The sequence below is a fragment of the Veillonella sp. R32 genome, from assembly GCF_010093125.1.
GTDB lineage: Bacteria > Bacillota > Negativicutes > Veillonellales > Veillonellaceae > Veillonella_A.
Genome location: NZ_NMZQ01000054.1, coordinates 1 through 1,035, shown reverse-complemented (window position 1 = coordinate 1,035; position 1,035 = coordinate 1). Strand labels below are relative to the sequence as shown.

Sequence of the window (1,035 nt, the reverse complement as noted above, 5' to 3'; positions counted from 1 at the left end):
AACAACCATACAAACCGAATCAAAACATACGGGTGTACTTGGTACGACTGTATCAGGTGAGACAATTACTCTTAGCGCCAGGGACTCGATTAACCTTATCGCAACACAAGTAGTAGGTACAGCTGATGTGAATATAGGAGCTGGTAAAGATATTACCACTACTTCTGCGGAGCAATATGATTACTCCATGGCAGATGTAAAGGTGAAGAAATCTGGGATTATGGGTTCTGGTATGGGCTTTATGATTGGAACTAAAAAATCTACTGATGAACAACAGGGAGAAGCCATTACACAAGTGGGAACTAAGATTGGTTCATTATCGGGCATAGTATCTCTTCAAGCAGGCCATACTATACACGCTACTACTACAGATATGATTGGTAAAGAGGGTGTAACGATTGCAGGTAATTCTGTACGTTTAGATGGAAAAGAAGATACCATTATGGACTATGCGTATCATAAGGAACGAAGTTCGGGCCTTACTGTTAACCTTGGTGGTACGGTCATGAACGTAGCTAATACAGCACGTAATGTCGTACGTACTACGAAGAATCAACGAGACGCTAGATTAAAGGCTTTAGAATACGTAGAAGCAGGTAAATCTATAGATAGTAATCTTATGATGAAAGTACCCGCTACAACTGATTCTGATGGTAAGACTGTTGAAAGCTATAAGGCGCTAGATAGAGAGGCCTTGAAGAAGGTGAATGTATCTATGAGTATAGGTTCTAGCTCTACAGAGCAAGAAAGTACAGCTATTACTACGACTTATAGAGGGGGCACTGTGTATAGTGATGGAGTGGTACAGATTACGGCTGTAGGTAATAGTAATGAATCCAATAGTACTGGTACGATTCAGGCTATTGGTGAAACTATCCAAGGTGAGAATATAGCCTTAAGTGCTACTAAAGACATACAATTAGAGGCGGGTATAAATAGACAACGTATTACTAATGATACAAAAAGTAAAGGTGCGTCTTTAGGTGTTACGGGTAGGGTAAAAAGAAAAAACACTGAGTTTTTTTTTTTTTTTAA

General features: G+C 39.4%; 1 protein-coding gene. It reads left to right on the top strand.

The genetic code is table 11. The features are described 5' to 3' along the window. Positions 1–1,035, top strand: a 1,035-nt coding sequence (locus VER_RS10005) for a hemagglutinin repeat-containing protein (protein WP_202922166.1), incomplete at both ends; no start/stop codon positions are given.